Raw genomic sequence first — 18,114 nt, 5'->3', positions numbered from 1 at the left:
TATACTTGGAGAAGTTTGAGGAAAAGGCGGGAGAACTTTGGGGGATAAACGGATGAATAGAGAGGCTTTAAAAGAAAGGATCGTACATGGAAATAATCTGTTTCACCTTGCAGTACATTTAACAGAATGCAAAATTGCTTCGGATATCATGCTTTACACGCATTGGCATGAAGAGCTGGAAATCTTATATATTCGTGAGGGGAGTATGCTATTTCAAATAGATACGCAAACCCTAATCGTAAACAAAGGAGATATTATTCTAGTCCCTCCCAATCTGATTCATGGCGCATCACGCTATAAGAATTCAGCTTGTGATTTTTATGCAATCGTCTTTCATCCTACTTTTATATTCAGCGCGATGAATGATAGTATTCAGCAGAGTTACATTGATCCTTTTTTTGTGAAAACAGACAAGAAGTTTTATTACATTGATAGGAAATCAGAAGGATGGGATAAAATACATCACAATGTAACGAGTATAATTGAAACTTATATTTCCAAGGATTTCGGATTCGAGCTTCTGATTAAGTCTTATATCCTTCAATTCCTTTTTTACATCATTGAATTTCAATCAGACAAAACAGATAGTTACCGAAAAGACGATTTACTAACTACGCTCCGATTAAAGAAAATTCTCGCTTTTTTGGAAGATAGCTATCAGCAGCCATTTTCTTTAACAGATTGGGCATCCAGTATAGATGTAAGCAAAGAACAGTTTTGCCGGATTTTCAAAAAACATTTTCAAAAAACGCCTATTGATTACTTAATGCATTATAAAGTTAATAAAGCAGCCAATTTGCTAATTCATACCGAACTGCCTATTATAGATATTGCTTTTGAGACAGGTTTTGAAAGTGCAAATTATTTTACAATTGCATTTAAAAATAAAACAAAGGTTACACCTAGAGAATTTAGGAAAAAATATCGGTAGACCAACCATCCAAAAGATAAACCGTAAGAGATATTGTTCAGAGGATTTTTGTATTGAATTAGTTAATTATCTTTTATGAGGGGAGTAGAGTAGAACAGATATAATGGTGTTCAAAATCGGAGTTTATCATTCAGACATGAGATACTTCCCGATCTCTTTCGTTGATGATGAATTAATTCTTAAATGGTGTGGAGGCTCCCCAGATACAAGTTATCTAGTATTGGCAGCGTCAATTATTCCCTACAGAAATACTAATGAAAATTCAGTAGGATGGACACCTTTGGCATTAGAAATCATTAACAGAGCTGCAGATCCTGTAGCGATTCTAGAAGAATTTAAACCCACAGTCCTACCATTAACATGGAGCGGATCTCGCTTAGAACTAATGCTAAGAAGATTTGCGTTGTTTAACGAATTAACGTTACATCAAAATGACTCTATAAAAGAGTGGGCCATTAATGCAATGTCTGAATTTCAAAAAAAATATGTTCAGCGCGGGAATCAGAGTTGAAGATATCAATGGATCAATATGATAGTTTCGAATAGGCAGCAGTAGTGGGGTTAGAATGACATCAACTAATCATCTTAAAATAATGGTGACTCACAGAATAAAATCAAATACTAAAAGTTTAGATGAAAATGAACGCAAAAAAGGTACTCCTGTTATGGAAGTACCTTTTTGCATATCAAACAACTCTACGAGAGAGATCTGGTGGTCCTTCTCCATCTGGAAGGACATACGTTCGACGATATCGGCGAATTAATAAACCGTGGAAGTCATTACATCAGCCGATCCTGATATTCTTGTCAGTCGAAAGGGTTGAATGGTCAAAACATGGATCAGCCCCTCGGACAGCCTGCAAAACTTTCGGAGGAGCAGCGTAAACAGTTAGCGGGGTTTTGTTGTATATCTTCTTAAACATTTATACAACCCTCTCTAGCAAGATCCCCACTTGACTTGCCATGACTTCAGGCGGATAAGGCATTCCTTTCGAGATCCACCATTCCACGATCCCTACGAACGCGGTTCCCATAAAGCAGCCCATAATCTCTTCATTTAATCCGTGATTTTTCTCTTCGTTTACATCTACCTCAGCCTTGTATTCTTCAATTAGAAATTCAAGGAACCGCGTACGAAAAGAAGGGGCTCCTTTACTCGCTAACATCGTTGAAAAAAACAAATAATTACGCTCAAAGTATTCGAAGTAGACCAGATTAGCATCTCGCCAATCCAATTCACATACATAGTCGTTCATTTCCCGCATTTCGTTAATATATTCTTCAATGAGTTTATCCAATAGATCGAATTTATCCGTGTAATGAAGATATATTGTTGCCCGGTGAACATTTGCCCTATCAGAAATTTCCTGAATGGTAATGCTATCAAAACTTTTTTCAGACATCAGTTCAATAACAGCTTTCTTTATCGCTTCCTGCGATTTGAGTATTCTTCTATCTACTTTTGACATGGTTAAGCTCACCATACTTTCTTAAATAATCGACATTTAATGATAATTTGTAGATTAATCGACAGATATCGTTATTTTAACGATTGTAACCAGCTTATTTCTATATATTATTATACACATGTCGTCTAATCGATCAATATCGATTATATACTGGAAATGTTGTTTTCATTCCAAATCAATCGAATTTCAAAGAAATAAACAATAAGAGAGGAATTAACATCATGAGATTAATCGAAAATAGAACATTTGAGGGTGAACGGCCGTTATTCAAAATTTCCGATATACACATTAAAGACAGCGAGTTTCTGCCTGGGGAATCTGCAATAAAAGAAAGTAGCAATGTGCACGTATCTCGTTGTCGTTTCTCAAGTAAATATCCATTTTGGCATAATAAAAATATAGAAATTAAGGATAGCTATTTCTCTGAAGGTAGCCGCGCAGCTATTTGGTATACAAATGGGATCGTCATGAACAACTGCAAAGTGGATGCCTCCAAGATATTTAGAGATTCCAGCAATATCAACATCGTCAAAACAATTATGGATACGAATGAAACCTTATGGGACTGTAACAATGTGAGCATCCTTGATTCGGAATTCAAGGGCAACTATTTGTTATTGCATGGTAACAATATCGAAATTAATAACTTCAGATTAGACGGTGATTACTCCTTTCAGCATGTGAAACAAGGGGTGATTAGGAATAGCATGATCCTATCCAAGGATGCACTTTGGAACACAGAAGATATCACGGTATATGATTCCATACTCGAAGGAGAATACTTAGGCTGGTATTCCAAAAATTTGAGACTCGTAAATTGTAAAATTATCGGGACACAGCCTTTGTGCTATGCAGAAAACCTGATTTTAGAAAACTGTGAGATGATCAATACCGACTTGAGCTTTGAGTATACAACCGTTCAGGCTGAAATCATAAATACCCTGGATAGTGTGAAGAATCCCATTAGCGGCGTCATAAAGGCAGAAGGCATTAAAACATTGGTACTAGACGATCCGGAACTAAACCTATCAAACCTGCAAATTATAACAAATGCTAAGATCGAATCACTTTAAGGAGGCTAATTGTGTGAAGTATGATTTTGACCAAATAATTAATCGGAAACATACAAATAGTGCGAAATGGGATACGGACAACAGATTCGATACTTTACCGATGTGGGTAGCCGATATGGACTTTACAACCGCAGAACCGATTATAAAAGCCCTAGAAGAACGAGCGCGGCATGGGATTTTTGGTTATGCAAGTATACCGGATGCTTATTATGAAGCGGAGGTTCACTGGTGGCAGAGACGCCATCATTTCACAATCCATAAGGAATGGATCGAAGTTAGTACCGGTGTTATACCCTCGCTTTCAGCGATCGTTCAAGCCTTTACAGAGGCTGGAGATCAAGTATTGATTCAATCCCCTGTTTACAACTATTTCAATACCTCTATAACGAATAACGGCTGTCATGTCGTCGTCAATGAACTCAAGCACAATGGCGATACCTATGAAATTGATTTCGATGATTTTGAACAAAAGGCTTCCCATGAAAAAGTTAAACTCTTTATTCTCTGTAATCCTCACAATCCTGTTGGAAGAGTATGGAGCAGAGCGGAGCTGCTGCGATTAGCCGAAATATGTTTACGGCATAACGTAGTAGTTGTGTCTGATGAAATTCATAGGGATTTGGTATATACAGATAATCATTTCATTCCTTTTGCCTCAATGGGTGAAGAGTTTCTAATGAACTCAATAACATGCACGGCACCTAGCAAAACCTTCAATCTTGCTGGACTTAAAACATCTAATATTATATCGGCAAACGAAGAATTCAGAAAAAAAGTCAACCGGTCACTTAATGTTAATGAGGCCATTGAACCTAATGTTTTTGGAATTGAAGCTTTAATTGCCGCTTATAACAATGGGGAAGAATGGTTAGATCAATTGCTGGTTTATCTTGCAGGGAACAGGGATTACATCATGTCTTTTATAAAAGGAAGACTGCCTGACTTAAGGGCTCTACTCCCAGAGGCAACTTATTTAATCTGGATCGATTGCCGGAGTCTTGGTATCCCTTCAACAGAGTTGAGTAAGAAGCTATTGGAAGAAGGACAACTAAGAATAAATGAAGGCCTCATCTATGGCGATACAGGAGAGGGATTTATCCGCATAAATATTGCTTGTCCAAGAGTGCTATTGCATAAGGGACTAGAAAGACTCGAGCAGGTTCTGAAATCAATTCACAGCAATTTATCAGGGATCATTCCTGTAATTCATAGAGGGGAGAATCATACATGAAAAAAGCACTTGTGTATGTGCTGGTATTTCTGCTTGTTCTTTCCTTAGCGGCATGCGGAAACAACGGTTCTGAGGAAAGTACTGCGGCAATCAACATACCGAGCAGTACTGCTGGTATTATTCCTGCTGAAAATAACAATGCCACTCCACTCGTTACAGGTGAGCAGAAAATACTCATAGCGTACTTTTCCCGCGTCGGTAATACAGATTTCGATTCAAATATAGACGCCGTTACCAGCGCAAGTCTAAACCTCCAAGACAGCGTGCTTGCTGGGAATACGGAAATTATCGCGGATATGATCCAGAGAGCGATAGGCGGAGAGCTGTTCCTCATTGCAACTGCAAATAAATTCCCGGCCGATTATGACACGGTTGTAGATTTGGGCCAGCAGCAGAAGGAGGAGGATGAACGTCCGGAACTGAGCGCTCACGTGGACAACATGGAGGATTATGATATCGTCTTTATTGGCTTTCCCAATTGGTGGTACGATCTTCCAATGGCGGTGTATAGCTTTCTGGAGGAATATGACTTTGCGGGTAAAACTGTAATCCCTTTTACTACCCATGAAGGCAGCCGGTTTTCGAATAATGACCATACGATAACAAGCATGTTGACCGGGGCAACCGTCTTGGACGGCCTTGCTGTCAGAGGCGGAGATGCCAGCGATGCGCAACAAGATGTTATGGACTGGCTGCAGCAGCTTGGATTGTCTAACTGATAGGCATAAAGGAGAAATGATGAAACCCAAAGCAATGATTAAAATATCAATTGATCTAATCATGACGGTGTTGCTGCCGATTTCAATGGCTTTCATCCTGACCGGGCAGACAGCGCATGAATGGATTGGAACTGCAATGTTTGTGATGTTTATTACCCACAACGTGCTAAATTTCAAATGGTACAGAAATTTGCGAAAAGGAAAATATACGGCGTTTCGTATCTTTCAAACTGTAGTGAATTTTTCGGTATTTGTATGCATGATCGGGCTGATGATTAGCGGCATCATGATGTCACGCCATGCCTTTGCTTTTCTGTCCATAAGCGGCGGAATGTCCTTTGCACGGGAATTGCATATGCTCGCTTCCTATTGGGGCTTTATCTGTATGTCTGCGCATGTCGGGCTGCATTGGAACATGATGATGATGATGATGCGCAAAGCGCTTAGGGTGACTCGGCCGTCTGTTATCCGTAAGGTTATATTACAGCTCATCTCAGTATTGATAGCTGCCTATGGTGTGTATTCCTTTATAGAGCATGATATTACCTCATATCTTTTTTTGAGAACCAAGTTCATCTCTTTTAAATTCGAACAATTTCTCGTTTTATTTTTTGCCGATCATTTAGCAATGATGGGACTCTGTATCTGCATTGCTTATTATACTGCAAAAGGCATGCAACGTGTTTCATCCCGCGAAAGGAGGCGGTTAAAAAAGTAACACATTGATAGCGTTAATTTTGTTATCTACGGACAAGCTAATGATAACAGCAGGTCCTATTAATCAAAGCTATACAACGATAAGGAGGAAATGATCATGTCAAAGATTGAAGGAAAAGTTGTTGTTATTATGGGGGCTTCCAGTGGGATTGGTGAGGCAACGACAAAGAAGCTTGCCCAAGAAGGAGCAAAGTTAGTAATTGCTGCCCGCAGAGAAGACCGGTTGCAGGCTCTTGTTGAAACACTGCCTGATGCTGAAATTTCATATGTGGTTGCAGATGTTGCTAACAAAGAGGATGTTCAGGCCGTAATTGATCTGGCACTTACGAAGTATGGCCGTATAGATGTCCTATATAATAACGCTGGAGTCATGCCCACTGCGCCACTTTCTGAAACACGTTTTGACGAATGGCGCCAGATGCTGGATATCAATATTATGGGGGTTCTAAATGGGATTGCCGCAGTATTGCCAGTGATGAGAAAACAAAAATCCGGCCATATCATTGCGACTGACTCCGTAGCAGGACATGTCGTCTATCCTGGTTCTGCGGTATATTGTGGAACTAAATTTGCTGTCCGGGCCATCATGGAAGGATTGCGTCAAGAAGAACGCGAGAACAATCTGCGGAGCACAATTATCTCTCCAGGATTAGTCGATACTGAACTGTATACAACGATCAACGACCCTGAGAATCGTGAGTGGGTAAAGAATAATGGGAAAATTGAAGGATTTGGATTGAAGTCCAGCGACATCGCCGATGCTGTAGCCTATGCCATTAGCACACCTGATAGTGTCGCGGTAAGCGAAATCCTGATTCGCCCAACGAACCAAGTTGTCTAACTGAATGAAGTCAACGAAATGCTGCAGAGATTACCATTGATCTATTCTTAAATCAAAAAGAGGTCTAACAAAATGAATCCAAAAGATATCTTTGAACGTGAGAAATCAGGTGAACTGATTTCTCTGGATGATCCGGAATATTATAAAATCCGGGAGGTCATTAACAAAGCACAAAAAATCACCTTTGAATTAAATAGCTCATCCTATGAAGCTGAAAGGGTTAGAAGTTTATTCTCGAAGTTAACGGGAGCAGAAATCGATGACACATTCGATCTCCTTCCGCCGTTCTACACCGACTTCGGCAGAAATATCAGGGTAGGGAAAAATGTATTTATCAATCACGCTTGTTCGTTTATGGATAGAGGTGGGATTACAATCGAAGATCATGTTCTCATCGGACCGAAAGTGAATTTGATTACCATTAACCACCCGCTGAATCCCGCTCAAAGACAATCTACAATTTGCACCCCTATCGTAATAAAAAGAAATGCCTGGATAGGCATCGGTGCCATGGTGATGCCTGGTGTTACGATTGGAGAAAATTCAATCGTATCCGCCGGCGCTGTGGTCACGAAAGACGTTCCGCCGAATACGGTTGTGGCAGGCGTTCCGGCAAAAATGATAAAGCAGATAGATTAGAAAGGAAAAGAGTATTGTGAAAAAACTTTTTGCGCTACCTCTCGCATTAATGATGATATTTACTTTGGTTGCCTGCAGTAACGGAAATAACACTACCAACGATATCTCTCAGCCACAAACCAGCAACACGACAGAAGCTGATAAGAATCTGGTGCGTGTGGCATCTGACGGTGCACAGGTGCAAACCCTTGATCCTACTAAGGCCTCTCGAGTTCTGGAGAACGGTACAAAAATCAATATGCATTTCGGTGATGTGATCATCCCTGGCACACTGAACGACAGCATTACAGCACAGGACTTAATATCCAAGCTGCCTTATACCGTGCATGTAAACCGCTATTCCCACGACTTCTGCGGCGTAATGGATGATCCGCTGGAGTTCAATGAAGAAGATGTTCATTACGGCTGGCTCAATGGTGACATTGACTTTGCCACTGATGCAGATTATTTCACTATTCTTTTTGAAGATGAAGGAAAGAAGTCTGAGCAATATGGTTACCAGGTGAACATCGGGAAAATTGACAGTGAATTATCGGTAATAAGCCAACTGACCGGAAGCTATGATGTACTGATCGAACTGGCAGATTAATGGGTACCTCTCCTTCATGAGCTAGCCGTGAACGGTGTTAGCTCGAATGGGTAATTTTTTGAAAGGAGGTGCAACATGCGTCAAGTCTTAAGTGTACTGTTATGCACTTGGCTTATATTTGCATTGGCAGCCTGCAGTAAAACACATAATGAACAATATTCTGACTCTGCTTTTCCAAGCGGAAGCGCGGAAAGTACAAATTCACAAGTACCTGCGGAGAGCGCACCGACTTTAACACTACCACCATCTGCATTACCTTCGGAGAACGCATCAGATGAAACAGGGGATAATGATTCCATGAAAACCGGCATAATTCCCATCCATATTACTGTAGGCAGCACTACATTTACAGCAACACTTCATGACAACGAAACATCTCAGGCGTTAGTCGCACAATTTCCTTTGACCTTCCAGATGAAGGAACTCAATGGACTGGAGAAGTACTATAATCTGTCCGAGGATCTTCCGGCACAATCTACGGAGCGTCCTGCAACCATTCATGCCGGTGATATTATGAGCTGGTCAGGAAACACTCTGGTACTTTTTTATCAAACGTTCTCTAATTCTTTCGGCGGTTATATTCCGCTGGGACATGTGGATGATCCGTCCAACCTTGCTTCTGCTCTTGGTTCAGGCTCTGTACAGGTTACATGGTCACTTGCAGACTGAGCTAGTAATGGGAGGATTTGAATGAAACAATACTTAAAACGAATTGCCGTTGTAGTCGCCATGGTTCTGGTATCAGGTATTTTCGGACAACCAACTTATGCAGCTGACAATAACGTTCAGGCAGACTCCCTCCATAGTTTGGGATTATTTCAAGGCACCAATAATGGTTATGAGCTCGACCGTCAGGTTACCCGTGCTCAAGCGGCAGTCATGCTGGTACGTCTACTGGGGGCGGAAAATCAGGCGAGGAATGGCAACTACAGTCATCCCTTCACCGATGTACCTTCTTGGGCAGAGGATGCTATTGCTTATATGTACAGCTCAAACTTTACTCAGGGTGCAAGTCACGACAAGTTTAATCCTGGCGGGTTATGCAGTCTGCAAATGTACACCACCTTTGTGATGCGCGCGCTGGGTTACGGGAATGAATTTTCGTATCAGACAGCAATAGTTGCAGCGGATGAACTTGGTCTTTTATCGTCTATCACAAAAAACGGCAATTTCTTGCGCGGCGACATGGTTGCCGTTTCTTACTCTGCCTTAGCTGTCAAAGTGAAGGGTAGTGACCGCACGCTATTGGATGAATTAGTTGCTGACAAAGTGGTGGACGTAGAGGCTGCACAACCCCTACAAGAATTGTTTGCAGCAGAAACAGGTGCTGAAAATATTATGAGTGCTCATCCAGACGGTAAAGAGATGCTGAAAATTAAACTTACGGCCGGCAACACAGTATTTACAGCTACAATGCTCGACAATGTGTCAAGCCGTGATTTTATTTCCCAACTACCGTTAACCTTAACGTTGCAAGATTTCGCCGGAACAGAGAAAATTAGTGATCTGCCGAGAAAATTATCGACTGAAGGTATGCCGGCGGGCAGTGACCCCTCCGTAGGGAACATTACGTATTATGCTCCTTGGGGAAATTTGGCTATCTTCTATGAGGATTTTGGTTATTCCAGCGGTCTGATTCAACTAGGCAGCATTGATTCAGGGATTGAAGCCTTTGCAGGCATGAAAGAGGATTTTACAGTTACAATTGAACGAATGGATTAGAGGGGAAGCTGAATTGAAATGGAAGCCCAAGAAAAGGTAGGAACACCTATGTCTAAAAGTGTAGGTAGATTAATCAGGGTGCCTGAGCAGCTGATCAACGCGCCTGATCAAAACGGGAACTTAAAACTGAATGGGATGTCTGTCATTACATTTTGTCTGCATACCCAAGGCAGAATAGGCTCGTATTTTTTGAAGGAGCATCTTCTGCTATACGTGAAGTCAGGTAGTTATACTGTTCGTTTCCGGGATCAGAAGTATACCGTGCGTAGTAATGAAATGGTGTTTCTTCACAAATCGATCGTGATCGAATACGAGAAATCAGGGGAACAGGGTTCCGAGTACTTGCTTGATTATATGATGTTTTTTTTTAACGAAAAAACGTTGGAGGACTTCGTCAAATTTGCAGAGCTGAAGCCAATCTACCCCGTGAGCGATATGATTCCGGTGTCCATTATCCCAGTCAATAATCTCATTACAGCTTATATTGAATCCTTAAAACCTTATTTCGACAAACCGGAGCATATCAACGACGGCTTGGTTCGAGTCAAGTTAATGGAGCTGCTGTTTCATATTTCAGATTCAAATGAACGATTCCTATACCAGTTGCTGCAGCCGAGCAACAATGACAGTAACGGTATCGGTAAAATCATGGAGGAGAATTTCACTAATCCAGTTTCTCTTCATGATCTGGCTTATTTGTCGGGCAGAAGCCTGTCTACATTCAAGCGTGATTTCCAGGCAACGTATGATACTTCTCCGTTGAAGTGGATTCGCAACCGGAGGCTTGATAAAGCCGAGAATCTTTTATTAGAAACGAAGCTTTCCGTCACTGATATCTGTTACTCCGTGGGATTCGAGAACATCGCTCATTTCTCCAAAGTGTTCAAACTTCGGTTTGGAAAGTCTCCGTCGGAATATAGACAACAATCCAGGCTAAGGGATGATAGAGTGAAGAACAGGGTAAGTACAAGCTAATGAAAACCTGAAAAACACGCTTCAGTCGTATAACGTTTCGCGGTTGTTTCCGTGAAACGTTTTTTTAGTGCGCCCAGCATGGGCGCTATCTCTAGGGTTGAAGTCCCGAATGGCGAAGGCAGTAGTAGTCATTAGCTTAAGGCAAGGGTGTCCACCGTGAGGTGGAATCTGAAGGAAGCCGGCGGCAAATCTCCGGTCTGAGGAACACGAACTTCATATAAGGCTAGCGTATGTTGGATGAGGTTGCTAAACAAACCAAAGTCCATACTGCCAAAGGCGTACGAGAGTAAATGAAGCAGATAGATGGAGAGGAAGATAGCGTTCTTACCTGGGGAGATCTGTACGGATGGCGAAGATATTTCGTAACCCTGGCCGCGAGGACAGGCTGAACGTACAGAAGTCAGCAGACGCCATAGTACGCTTTCGTGTTGCAACACGAGCGGAAGGGCTGAACATGAAATAGGCATTTGTGCATCTAGGCGTTCAAGATGAGTCATGACAGCAGAAAATCCGAAAGGACCTGATTGAAGAAGGAAGCGGTGAATCCCGTGTGGAGCTTCGGCAGGGCAGAATTCATCTTTGGCACAAGAAGAAGGCACAAATCACGTAAAGAGAGGAAAAAAATGTTGGAGCAGTTGCTGTCACGGGAAAATCTTCTACAAGCGTTAAAGCGAGTCGAATCGAATAAAGGAAGCCATGGCGTAGATGGGATGACCGTAAAATCCTTACGCGAACACATCGTACAAAACTGGCAGAAGATACGGCAAGCGATAGAAGAAGGAACCTATGAGCCGAGCCCCGTACGTCGGGTCGAAATCCCGAAACCGAATGGCGGAGGTGTCAGGAAACTGGGAATCCCTACCGTGACAGACCGAATGCTGCAACAAGCGATCGCTCAGGTGTTAACCCCATGGTTCGATCCACCCTTTTCCGAGCACAGTTATGGATTTCGCCCCAAACGGCGGGGACATGATGCCGTAAGGAAAGCGAGAACATTTATGAAAGAAGGCTATCGATTCGTAGTCGATCTGGACTTGGAGAAGTTCTTTGACCGCGTCAACCATGACCGTCTAATGATGAAAATTGCGGAGAAAGTGAAGGACAAGAAAGTCCTGTTGCTAATTCGGAAATACCTACAATCGGGCGTGATGGAGAACGGGTTAGTTCAACCGACACGAGAAGGCGCACCGCAAGGGGGGCCTTTGAGTCCGTTATTATCTAACATCGTACTAGACGAACTGGACAAGGAATTAGAGAAACGTGGACACCGCTTCGTCCGCTATGCGGACGACTGTAATATCTACGTGAAAACGCTAAGAGCAGGCGAACGAGTCAAGGCATCCGTCACCCGATTCATCGAGACGAGGCTAAAACTCAAGGTCAACCAAGCGAAGAGTGCGGTAGACCACCCATGGAAACGGAAGTTTCTAGGGTTTAGTTTTAGCACAGACATAGAGCCGAAAGTGAGAATTGCAAAGCAGTCCTTACAGAAAGCGAAGGTCAGAATTCGAGAGATAACCTCCCGAAAGAAGCCGATGAGGATGGAAGAGCGAATGAAGGAACTAAACCAATACCTAATGGGATGGTGTGGGTACTTCTCGCTTGCGGATACGCCAAGTATCTTTCAAAGGATGGATGCGTGGATTCGAAGAAGGCTAAGAATGTGCCTATGGAAGCAATGGAAGAACCCACGAACCAAAGTTAAAAGGCTTTTATCTCTAGGCATGCCCAAGGGTAAAGCCTATGAGTGGGGGAATACCCGTAAAGGGTACTGGCGAATTGCAGGGAGTCCAATTTTGTCGCGAGCATTGAATAACCAATACTGGGAATCCAATGGACTTAAGAGCTTGTTGGACAGATACAACTCCATACGGAATATTTCATGAACCGCCGTATACCGAACGGTATGTACGGTGGTGTGAGAGGTCGGGGGCTCACCGCCCCCTCCTACTCGATTATGACGGATTGTAAAATGAAGTGCGACAGGTAAACAGAGAAAGCCCATGGGAGATTCGTGTAGAATGAAGTTACCACACACCATTCACACAAGGAGAATCACACCATGGGTTACAGTCATCTTAGCATAGTCGAGCGCGGACAACTAGAGGCCTTGCATCGGTTGGGCTGGTCAGCCCGGGCAATCAGCCGACAACTCAATCGACATCATGCCACCATTGCTCGTGAAATCAAAAGGTCGTGTTTGAATGAGACATACGAAGCCCTACCGGCTCAAAGATCCTATCAACAGCGCAGAGTCTCCAGCGTACCTACCGGAAAGTTCACCGCTATACTTGCTGAGGAGCTTCAGGAGAAGCTACGCCAAACGTGGTCACCCGAGCAGATCGCAGAGAAACGAAGGTTAGACGGTAAGACTTTTGTGTGCTTCAAGACGATCTATAGATGGCTCTATGCGGGCCTTCTTGTAGCTGGAGAAGTAAAACACCTACGCCACAAAGGGAAACGGCGTAAACCCGTCGAAACACGCGGGCGATTCCTCGTTGGAACCCCAATCACTCAGCGCCCAAAAGAGGTTCGTAAACGGGAAACTTTTGGTCATTGGGAGCTCGATACGGTGGTTTCCAGTCGTGGTAAAAGCAAGGCTTGTGCGGCTACTTTTATTGAACGGAAGACAAGAATGTACGTAGCCATAAAGATGCCAGATCGCACCGCACACTCCATGGAGATTGCCTTTGGTGTTGTGGCTAGCCAATATCCGCAAGCAACATTTCAGAGTGCTACAACGGATCGAGGAAAGGAATTTGCCTGTTATACCGCCCTAGAGAACGTTCATACGATAAAGGTCTACTTCGCAGACCCTTATTCTTCTTGGCAACGCGGGTCCAATGAAAACGGAAACGGGCTTCTACGGGAGTTTTTCCCCAAGGGGCATGACTTCGCAGGGGTCACGGATGAAGATCTGGCGAATGCCATTCGCCTCATTAACGGCCGTCCTCGAAAATGTCTAGGCTGGAAGTCTGCTCACGAATCTTTTATGGAACAGGTATCGCACTTAGCTTGACAAACCGTCATATCAAAATATTTGGGCTAAATGAACAAATGAAATGGGCCTGTCAGCAAAGAAACAATGGGTCTTTCTTGATATTCTTAATTCATGCAATACAGCTTGATCCACTAAAAAGAAATAAGGAGAGATACCATATGAAAACACTGGTTCTTGTATTCCACCCTAATCTTTCTGATTCCCGTCTCAACCGCCGCTGGGCTGAAGAAATGGAGAAACAGCCTGATGTAACGATTCACCGCGTTTATGAAGCATATCCCAATGAGGAAATCGACGTTGCTGCCGAGCAAAAGTTGATGGAGCAGCATGATCGGGTCATTCTGCAATTCCCTATTTATTGGTACAGCTCACCATCATTGCTGAAAAAATGGCAGGATACTGTACTCACTTACGGATGGGCTTATGGAAGCACAGGAAACAAACTGCATGGCAAAGAACTCCTGCTTGCCGTTAGCGTAGGTGCTTCAGAAGACTCCTATACGGCTGAAGGTGCGTTCAGCTTCACTCTTACAGAACTGCTTCGGCCGTTCCATGCAACAAGCAACATGATTGGTACACGTTATTTGACACCTTACGCAGCCTTTGGAGTCATGCAGTTAACCGATGAACAAATTGAACAAACTGTGAAAGACTATTTGGCTCATGCACTGAAACCAGCCGCAGAATAGAAAGGCGTGAACGATAATGAAATTGGTGAAAATGAAAAATGAGATGATTCCTTCAATCGCTCTTGGTACTTGGTCTTGGGGTACCGGTTCAGCCGGCGGAGATGCCATTTTTGGAAATCATCTTTCGGCAGCTGATCTGAAGCCGGTATTTGAAGCCGCGATGGATGCCGGATTCAATCTATGGGATACAGCAGCTGTATATGGAATGGGCGCCTCAGAAACTATTTTGGGAAGCTTCACTAAAGGCCGCAATGATGTACTGATCTCAGCGAAATTCACACCTCAAATGGCCGGTAATAATGACAACACGGTTGAGGAACTTTTGGACGGAAGCTTAAATCGGCTTGGTGTTGAGCATTCAGACATTTATTGGATCCACAATCCGGCAGATGTGAAAAGATGGACGTCAAAACTGATCCCTCTGATGAAAAGCGGAAAAGTAAAATATGCCGGTGTCTCTAATCATAATCTGGAAGAAATCAAATTGGCAGCTAGTATCTTGGCGGAAGAAGGACTGGAAATTTCAGCAGTACAAAACCATTACAGTCTGCTGTACCGTTCATCAGAAGAAGCAGGAATTATAGATTACTGTAAAGAGCAAAATATTGTGTTCTTTTCATATATGGTATTGGAACAAGGGGCATTGACTGACAAGTACAGTGCGCAACATCCTTTACCAAGCGGTACCCGTAGAGGCGAAGCATTTGATTCTGACACGCTCACCAAGCTGGAAGGCTTAATTCTAGCTATGAGAAACATCGGAAGTAAACACAATGCATCCACTGCACAAATTGCAACAGCTTGGGCCATGGCGAAAGGAACCGTGCCGATTATCGGCGTTACGAAAACTTCCCACATTGAGGATGCTATAAAAGCAGCAGAAATCAGTCTGACCGAGCAAGAAATCCGCGATCTTGAAGCGGCAGCAAAAGAGACCGGCGTTGAGGTCAAAGGCGCGTGGGAAAATCCGATGCATTAGTAAAAAGGTGGATTGCAAGGATTTGTTTTCTGTAGAAGACGATTTTAACTCGTTTTTCAAGCTGAAGGAGGAATTATCATGCCTGTGATTACTATTGAGGCCGCAAAATTAAGTAAAGAGCAAAAGGAAATGTTGGTCACCGAAGTTACGTCATCTGCTTCATCCATCATGAATGTACCGGCGTCGGCATTTATCGTTTTGGTAAAGGAAAATGAACTGGAGAATATTGGTGTAGCGGGACAACTTCTAGCAGACCGCTGATTGATTTCAACTGGCGGAATAGAATAGCGAACAAAAAAGCCACGTTAATCGTGGTTTTTTTGAAATATGAATTTATATGCTTTGCGCAATAAATGTTCCTTATATTTCTCGCTGAAACGGTACCGTCCTCAAAAAGGACGGCAAAGCCGTTTCCACTTGTTCGCTGAACTTGAAGCCATTTATTTTTTTTTGTAGCTTTAGAGGCTGGAATCTTCAGCTCCTGTCAATTGAACAGTCGCTCTGTTCTTCCGCATAAAGAGTAAGTTCATTGCCAGTAAGGCAGCAAACACTAAGAAAATAGTCCAATATTCACTGTGCAAAGAGAGCATACGGCTGGCCAGTGCAGGTCCGAAAGCCATGCCGACGAAGTTTATCATGTTATAAAGTCCGAACCCCGCTGCACTTTTTGAAACTGGAATCACCTGGGGAACACTATGATTAAGCCCTACTTGGATGGCAGAGTATCCAATATATATACATAGCAGAGCAAGGACTAGAAGTGTTAGCGATCGTTCAGTTCCTCCAGACATAAGCACAAATCCTGCTATAGATACACAGGTGAAGATACTGATCAATCGTTTGCTGCTCCATGTCCGAAGCAGACGTCCTGCCAAAAAGCTGATGCCTACGCTAACAAGTGCAGCAGCAAACAGAATTGAACCAATAACAACAGGGGTTACTGAATAGTTGCGCGTAAGCAGCAACGGAAACAGATATAAGGCAGCAACCATAGAAGCGCTGTTGAGGAAAGATACTAGGAGCAGTCTTTGGAAAGGTTTCAGACTCAGCGTATGTAAGTCGACGAATGGATTTACGCGGTTTCCTTTTGCATAAGCATTCATGACCAGAATCATCAACAGCGTGACTATGAACAGCCAAAGGTTCAAGGAGATTGCCAATAGGAAGGAGACAATCAGGATAATTAAAATGATGGCACCTACCGCATCAAAATGCTGCTGACTGTGATCTTCTTTGATGTAGGCTGCTGGCATAAAGGTATAGATGCCTAAGAAAGCAAATGCAATAATCAGCATAATGAGAAACAGAGAATGCCAGCCAAAATATGTAGTGATTACTCCACCGATTAGAAAACCAGTGCCTGATCCCAGTGCAATCATTGAACTGATCAGAGTCAGGCCTGTCTTTTTATTGGCTGCCTTCAGATAATGGTTAATGGTAATCATGGATAAGGGTATAAAGGCGGACCCGCCGCTGGCTTGGATTACGCGTGCCGCAATCAAGAATGAATACTCATGGGTGAGATATCCAAGAACAGACCCGCTGACAAATAACACGATACCAACAAGGAATAGAGTTCTGATTTGGAATTTTTCAGACAGTTTACCATAGATCAGCGCTCCGATAGAGATAATACAGGTATAGCAGGTGATGATCAAACTGGCTTTTGTAGCCGAAATATTCAGATCCTTAATCACACTGGGTAACGCGACATTAAATAAAAGAGCATTGGAAACGCCCATAAGCACCAAAAAACATAACGTTGCCAGTAGTGCAGCCTCTTTAGTATTTGTTTTCATCAGTCAGTCTCCTTAAAATTCATTTAATTATCAAATAGTTCTAAAACATTATGACTATATAGGCAAAAAAAAGCTACTATTTAGAGAGTAGCTATGAAGCCGGGTAAATAGCTTTCGAAAATTTCCAAGTTCAAACTTACGTACTTTTGTACTCCCTCCTTTTTTATATTGACTAGCCGGGACTCGGATAATAGCTTAAGGTGATAAGAACCATTGGATTTGCTGATCCCCAGGCTTTTGCCAACCTCTCCACAAATGGGGGGCTGCTCTGTTTTTTTTAAAAACCGGATAATTTCGATTCGTTTCTCATCGGACAGGGCTTGGAAAATCCGAACACGCTCTGCATCATTCATTAGTTTAATAGTCATGAAACCATAATACTTTAAGGGTTATGGATTGTCAAACAGATCTACTCTTTGATAAGAAGTATTCAAGATAATATACAATTATTGATGATTTGTTGATTAATCGACAGACAACGATAATTCGACGATTGAACAGCCAGATGCCTTATATTACGATGTCTAATATCGGCGACGGGAGGGCATTGAAATGAAAGTTATTGGACTACTTAAATATGGCGGCCCTGAGGTTCTTGAGACTATCGAGATCAAGGAGCTTCATGCCGGTCCGGGAGAGGTGCGTATCCGCGTTCACGCCGCCGGGAAACGATTATCGCGGAGGACGCGTGAAAATCGAAGCCTCCTGACAGCTGTATGAGGATCTCCGTATGGATAAGC

Annotated in this window: 22 protein-coding genes; 18 read left to right on the top strand and 4 right to left on the bottom strand. The window is 42.8% G+C overall.

Annotated features, from left to right (window positions below):
* Positions 1–52: 52 nt before the first annotated feature.
* Both GJB61_RS12410 and GJB61_RS31185 read left to right on the top strand, forming a co-directional pair.
* Positions 53–931, top strand: a complete 879-nt coding sequence (locus GJB61_RS12410; RefSeq protein WP_154118787.1) for a helix-turn-helix transcriptional regulator — start codon at positions 53–55, stop codon at positions 929–931.
* 103 nt (positions 932–1,034) lie between these two features.
* Entirely contained in the window at positions 1,035–1,442 is a 408-nt protein-coding gene (locus GJB61_RS31185) for a hypothetical protein (protein WP_195724314.1), read from the top strand.
* A gap of 412 nt (positions 1,443–1,854) precedes the next feature.
* On the opposite strand, the gene GJB61_RS12400 is transcribed toward GJB61_RS31185, so the two are convergent.
* Entirely contained in the window at positions 1,855–2,400 is a 546-nt protein-coding gene (locus tag GJB61_RS12400; protein WP_154118785.1) for a TetR/AcrR family transcriptional regulator, read from the bottom strand.
* 221 nt (positions 2,401–2,621) lie between these two features.
* On the opposite strand from GJB61_RS12400, the gene GJB61_RS12395 reads away from it, so the two are divergent.
* The 10 genes from GJB61_RS12395 (at position 2,622) to GJB61_RS12350 (ending at position 10,906) form a co-directional block, all read left to right on the top strand.
* Positions 2,622–3,473 carry a DUF3737 family protein gene (locus tag GJB61_RS12395; RefSeq protein WP_154118784.1) on the top strand — a complete coding sequence of 284 codons (852 nt, stop codon included), beginning with the start codon at positions 2,622–2,624 and terminating at the stop codon, positions 3,471–3,473.
* Positions 3,474–3,486: 13 nt separating this feature from the next.
* Positions 3,487–4,704, top strand: a complete 1,218-nt coding sequence (locus GJB61_RS12390) for a MalY/PatB family protein (RefSeq protein WP_338115772.1) — start codon at positions 3,487–3,489, stop codon at positions 4,702–4,704.
* Positions 4,701–5,423, top strand: coding sequence for a flavodoxin (locus tag GJB61_RS12385; RefSeq protein ID WP_154118782.1), 723 nt, complete (start codon positions 4,701–4,703; stop codon positions 5,421–5,423). The genes GJB61_RS12390 and GJB61_RS12385 overlap by 4 nt, the downstream gene beginning before the upstream one ends.
* A gap of 34 nt (positions 5,424–5,457) precedes the next feature.
* Positions 5,458–6,141 carry a DUF4405 domain-containing protein gene (locus tag GJB61_RS12380; protein WP_229521617.1) on the top strand — a complete coding sequence of 228 codons (684 nt, stop codon included), beginning with the start codon at positions 5,458–5,460 and terminating at the stop codon, positions 6,139–6,141.
* Positions 6,142–6,237: 96 nt separating this feature from the next.
* A complete protein-coding gene (locus tag GJB61_RS12375; protein WP_154118781.1) occupies positions 6,238–6,981 on the top strand; it encodes an SDR family oxidoreductase in 744 nt (247 codons plus the stop codon).
* A 72-nt stretch (positions 6,982–7,053) separates the two neighbouring features.
* Positions 7,054–7,620 (top strand): sugar O-acetyltransferase, encoded by a 567-nt coding sequence (locus GJB61_RS12370; protein ID WP_154118780.1) that lies wholly within the window; start codon positions 7,054–7,056, stop codon positions 7,618–7,620.
* 49 nt (positions 7,621–7,669) lie between these two features.
* Positions 7,670–8,209 carry a cyclophilin-like fold protein gene (locus tag GJB61_RS12365; protein ID WP_229521616.1) on the top strand — a complete coding sequence of 180 codons (540 nt, stop codon included), beginning with the start codon at positions 7,670–7,672 and terminating at the stop codon, positions 8,207–8,209.
* Positions 8,210–8,284: 75 nt separating this feature from the next.
* A complete protein-coding gene (locus GJB61_RS12360) occupies positions 8,285–8,878 on the top strand; it encodes a cyclophilin-like fold protein (protein ID WP_154118779.1) in 594 nt (197 codons plus the stop codon).
* A gap of 21 nt (positions 8,879–8,899) precedes the next feature.
* Positions 8,900–9,931, top strand: coding sequence for a cyclophilin-like fold protein (locus GJB61_RS12355; protein WP_154118778.1), 1,032 nt, complete (start codon positions 8,900–8,902; stop codon positions 9,929–9,931).
* Positions 9,932–9,949: 18 nt separating this feature from the next.
* Positions 9,950–10,906 carry a helix-turn-helix domain-containing protein gene (locus GJB61_RS12350; protein ID WP_229521615.1) on the top strand — a complete coding sequence of 319 codons (957 nt, stop codon included), beginning with the start codon at positions 9,950–9,952 and terminating at the stop codon, positions 10,904–10,906.
* A gap of 131 nt (positions 10,907–11,037) precedes the next feature.
* Here GJB61_RS12350 and GJB61_RS31665 read toward each other — a convergent pair whose 3' ends face one another.
* Positions 11,038–11,343 carry a hypothetical protein gene (locus GJB61_RS31665; RefSeq protein ID WP_229521614.1) on the bottom strand — a complete coding sequence of 102 codons (306 nt, stop codon included), beginning with the start codon at positions 11,341–11,343 and terminating at the stop codon, positions 11,038–11,040.
* A 186-nt stretch (positions 11,344–11,529) separates the two neighbouring features.
* Between GJB61_RS31665 and ltrA the strand changes: the two genes are divergently transcribed.
* The 5 genes from ltrA to dmpI all read left to right on the top strand — a co-directional run bounded on the left by ltrA (position 11,530) and on the right by dmpI (position 15,836).
* Positions 11,530–12,792: a group II intron reverse transcriptase/maturase gene (ltrA, locus tag GJB61_RS12345; RefSeq protein WP_154118777.1), complete on the top strand. Its 1,263-nt coding sequence runs from the start codon at positions 11,530–11,532 to the stop codon at positions 12,790–12,792.
* Positions 12,793–12,968: 176 nt separating this feature from the next.
* A complete protein-coding gene (locus tag GJB61_RS12340) occupies positions 12,969–13,925 on the top strand; it encodes an IS30 family transposase (RefSeq protein WP_154118776.1) in 957 nt (318 codons plus the stop codon).
* A gap of 140 nt (positions 13,926–14,065) precedes the next feature.
* Positions 14,066–14,596 carry an NAD(P)H-dependent oxidoreductase gene (locus GJB61_RS12335; protein ID WP_154118775.1) on the top strand — a complete coding sequence of 177 codons (531 nt, stop codon included), beginning with the start codon at positions 14,066–14,068 and terminating at the stop codon, positions 14,594–14,596.
* Between the two features lie 16 nt (positions 14,597–14,612).
* Positions 14,613–15,575 (top strand): aldo/keto reductase, encoded by a 963-nt coding sequence (locus GJB61_RS12330; RefSeq protein WP_195724313.1) that lies wholly within the window; start codon positions 14,613–14,615, stop codon positions 15,573–15,575.
* A 78-nt stretch (positions 15,576–15,653) separates the two neighbouring features.
* Positions 15,654–15,836 carry a 4-oxalocrotonate tautomerase DmpI gene (gene dmpI / locus GJB61_RS12325; protein WP_154118774.1) on the top strand — a complete coding sequence of 61 codons (183 nt, stop codon included), beginning with the start codon at positions 15,654–15,656 and terminating at the stop codon, positions 15,834–15,836.
* Between the two features lie 197 nt (positions 15,837–16,033).
* Here dmpI and GJB61_RS12320 read toward each other — a convergent pair whose 3' ends face one another.
* Positions 16,034–17,374 carry an MFS transporter gene (locus GJB61_RS12320; protein WP_154118773.1) on the bottom strand — a complete coding sequence of 447 codons (1,341 nt, stop codon included), beginning with the start codon at positions 17,372–17,374 and terminating at the stop codon, positions 16,034–16,036.
* Between the two features lie 80 nt (positions 17,375–17,454).
* Positions 17,455–17,727: an ArsR/SmtB family transcription factor gene (locus GJB61_RS12315; RefSeq protein ID WP_229521613.1), complete on the bottom strand. Its 273-nt coding sequence runs from the start codon at positions 17,725–17,727 to the stop codon at positions 17,455–17,457.
* Positions 17,728–17,926: 199 nt separating this feature from the next.
* Between GJB61_RS12315 and GJB61_RS12310 the strand changes: the two genes are divergently transcribed.
* Positions 17,927–18,094 carry a hypothetical protein gene (locus GJB61_RS12310; RefSeq protein WP_195724312.1) on the top strand — a complete coding sequence of 56 codons (168 nt, stop codon included), beginning with the start codon at positions 17,927–17,929 and terminating at the stop codon, positions 18,092–18,094.
* Positions 18,095–18,114 lie beyond the last annotated feature (20 nt).

It is taken from the genome of Paenibacillus monticola, assembly GCF_009664975.1.
Classification (GTDB): Bacteria; Bacillota; Bacilli; order Paenibacillales; family Paenibacillaceae; genus Paenibacillus_AQ; species Paenibacillus_AQ monticola.
Note: the sequence above shows the minus strand (reverse complement) of the source record. Positions and strands in the feature narration are given on the sequence as shown.

Coding starts and splice junctions, on each gene's coding strand:
- GJB61_RS12400 (WP_154118785.1), bottom strand. CDS start 2,400: ATGTCAAAAGTAGATAGAAGAATACTCAAATCGCAGGAAGCGATAAAG.
- dmpI (WP_154118774.1), top strand. CDS start 15,654: ATGCCTGTGATTACTATTGAGGCCGCAAAATTAAGTAAAGAGCAAAAG.
- GJB61_RS12360 (WP_154118779.1), top strand. CDS start 8,285: ATGCGTCAAGTCTTAAGTGTACTGTTATGCACTTGGCTTATATTTGCA.
- GJB61_RS12335 (WP_154118775.1), top strand. CDS start 14,066: ATGAAAACACTGGTTCTTGTATTCCACCCTAATCTTTCTGATTCCCGT.
- GJB61_RS12410 (WP_154118787.1), top strand. CDS start 53: ATGAATAGAGAGGCTTTAAAAGAAAGGATCGTACATGGAAATAATCTG.
- GJB61_RS12350 (WP_229521615.1), top strand. CDS start 9,950: ATGGAAGCCCAAGAAAAGGTAGGAACACCTATGTCTAAAAGTGTAGGT.
- GJB61_RS12365 (WP_229521616.1), top strand. CDS start 7,670: ATGATGATATTTACTTTGGTTGCCTGCAGTAACGGAAATAACACTACC.
- GJB61_RS12385 (WP_154118782.1), top strand. CDS start 4,701: ATGAAAAAAGCACTTGTGTATGTGCTGGTATTTCTGCTTGTTCTTTCC.
- GJB61_RS12310 (WP_195724312.1), top strand. CDS start 17,927: ATGAAAGTTATTGGACTACTTAAATATGGCGGCCCTGAGGTTCTTGAG.
- GJB61_RS12355 (WP_154118778.1), top strand. CDS start 8,900: ATGAAACAATACTTAAAACGAATTGCCGTTGTAGTCGCCATGGTTCTG.
- GJB61_RS12340 (WP_154118776.1), top strand. CDS start 12,969: ATGGGTTACAGTCATCTTAGCATAGTCGAGCGCGGACAACTAGAGGCC.
- GJB61_RS12320 (WP_154118773.1), bottom strand. CDS start 17,374: ATGAAAACAAATACTAAAGAGGCTGCACTACTGGCAACGTTATGTTTT.
- GJB61_RS12380 (WP_229521617.1), top strand. CDS start 5,458: ATGATTAAAATATCAATTGATCTAATCATGACGGTGTTGCTGCCGATT.
- GJB61_RS31185 (WP_195724314.1), top strand. CDS start 1,035: ATGGTGTTCAAAATCGGAGTTTATCATTCAGACATGAGATACTTCCCG.
- GJB61_RS12370 (WP_154118780.1), top strand. CDS start 7,054: ATGAATCCAAAAGATATCTTTGAACGTGAGAAATCAGGTGAACTGATT.
- ltrA (WP_154118777.1), top strand. CDS start 11,530: ATGTTGGAGCAGTTGCTGTCACGGGAAAATCTTCTACAAGCGTTAAAG.
- GJB61_RS12395 (WP_154118784.1), top strand. CDS start 2,622: ATGAGATTAATCGAAAATAGAACATTTGAGGGTGAACGGCCGTTATTC.
- GJB61_RS12375 (WP_154118781.1), top strand. CDS start 6,238: ATGTCAAAGATTGAAGGAAAAGTTGTTGTTATTATGGGGGCTTCCAGT.
- GJB61_RS12315 (WP_229521613.1), bottom strand. CDS start 17,727: ATGAATGATGCAGAGCGTGTTCGGATTTTCCAAGCCCTGTCCGATGAG.
- GJB61_RS12330 (WP_195724313.1), top strand. CDS start 14,613: ATGAAATTGGTGAAAATGAAAAATGAGATGATTCCTTCAATCGCTCTT.